2 protein-coding genes are annotated in these 1,885 nt (G+C 31.1%); both read left to right on the plus strand.

From position 1 onward, the window contains the following. Positions 1-17: 17 nt before the first annotated feature. On the plus strand, positions 18-1,175 hold the full coding sequence (locus tag AC1DTM_RS24685; protein ID WP_016105595.1) for an agmatine deiminase family protein: 1,158 nt from the start codon (positions 18-20) through the stop codon (positions 1,173-1,175). A 177-nt stretch (positions 1,176-1,352) separates the two neighbouring features. Beyond that, positions 1,353-1,772: a phosphate-starvation-inducible protein PsiE gene (psiE, locus tag AC1DTM_RS24690; protein WP_477001118.1), complete on the plus strand. Its 420-nt coding sequence runs from the start codon at positions 1,353-1,355 to the stop codon at positions 1,770-1,772. Positions 1,773-1,885 lie beyond the last annotated feature (113 nt).

Consider the following 1,885-nt stretch of genomic DNA (forward strand, 5'->3'; position numbering starts at 1 on the left):
GAACAGGAGGTTGCAAAATGAAAAAAGTAGTAAAGTTTTGTTTAATAGCTACATTATCTACAACGATTATTAGTGGGTGTTCTTTTGAAGGGGGTAATGAAAATGCAAAAGGGAAAGAGAGTGAAAAGGTAGAGGTACAGAAAAACGCTGGAAAATATACGATGCCGGATGAAAAAGATAAACATGAAGGTACATGGCTACAATGGCCACATGAATACACATATGGTCAAGAGTATAAGCAGGAAGTTGAACCTATTTGGATTAAGATGGCAAGTGCTTTAACTGAGGGTGAAAAAGTCCACATTGTTGCATATGATGAGGAGGAGAAAGAGCGAATCAATAAGCTTTTAATAGATAAAGGGCTGAATATGGATAAAGTTGATTTCTTTATCGCTCCTACTGATGATGTGTGGGCAAGGGATAGTGGTCCGATTTTTGTTTATGACAATAATAAAAATCTAAAAATATTAGATCCAGCATTTAATGGTTGGGGGAAGAAAACTCCTTATAAAAATGATGCCCGTGTACGTGAGAATGTTAGTAAACAATTAGGGATTGAAAGAATTGATTGGGGGAAATTCGTCCTTGAAGGTGGCGCAATTGAATTAGACAGCAATGGGACTGCTTTATTAACACGAAGCGCAGTAACGAATAAAAATAGAAATCCTGATTTATCAGAAGAGGAAATTGAAAAATATATAAGTGACCTTGGGGTGACAAACTTTATTTGGTTAGATGGAGTGCCTAATTTAGATATTACTGATTTTCATATTGATGGATTTGCTAAATTCCATGATAAATCTACCATTGTAACGATGAAAGAAGATGACTTGGCTGAATGGGGCTTGTCAAACAAAGATATGGATAAATTGTTAGATGCAAAAAATGCTTCAGGACAGAAATATAAGTATGAATACTTACCGCTTAGTAAAGATAAAGTTACTTTAGAAGGTGGAAAAACTCTCGATTATAAAGGATCGTATATCAATTATTATATTGGAAATAAAGTTGTATTGGTGCCTAACTATAATGATCCAAATGATAAAATCGCAAACGATACGATTCAGAAGTTATACCCAGATCGCAAAGTAGTGGGAATTGACGTGAGAGAACTTTATAAAAATGGCGGCATGATTCATTGTGTTACACAGCAACAACCGATTCAATTGAAGTAATCGATTTATAGTTTCGTTATGTTGCTTTATAGACAAAATAGGTGAAATACTATCTTTACTTATTTTGTCTTGTTTTAACATCTGTAATAAGAAATAAATGTATAATTTTAATGTAATGATAATCAAATATAATTATATTGTCATGATTGTTTTATATGGAAAAGGAGAAAAATATTTGTGTTGAAGAATTTTAAAATAGTATTTTCGTTTTTCCCTATCGTTCTACAGTGCATTATAAATGTAGCTTTGATCTGTTTGGGAATTGTTTTAAGTGTGTTTCTTATGAAAGAAGTCATTCAATTTATACAAGAACTGAAATTGAGTGGTGAGGAATCTAGTTATCATTTAATTGATAGCATTGTCGTATTCTTTTTATATTTTGAATTCATCGTAATGATTATAAAGTATTTTCAAATGAACTTTCATTTTCCATTACGTTATTTTATATATATAGGTATTACGGCTATTGTTCGTCTAATTATTATAGACCATGATAGTCCAATGGATTCATTGTTATATGCTTGCGCGATTCTTGTATTAATTAGTGCTTTATTTATTGCAAATTCTAAAATATTGCGTCGTGATTTAGAAGAGTGAACATTAGTTGTTTAAATCAAAAAAAGATGTTTTATCTTTTGGTAAAAAAGGAGTAAAGATATTGAAAGAAATAATTTTAACCAGTTTCATAATAATAGGGTTTATGATTCTAC

This window comes from Bacillus sp. P4_D3 (assembly GCF_056401855.1).

What these genes read in the sequence shown, in the direction of transcription:
- AC1DTM_RS24685 (WP_016105595.1), top strand. Translation starts at nt 18, where the DNA reads ATGAAAAAAGTAGTAAAGTTTTGTTTAATAGCTACATTATCTACAACG.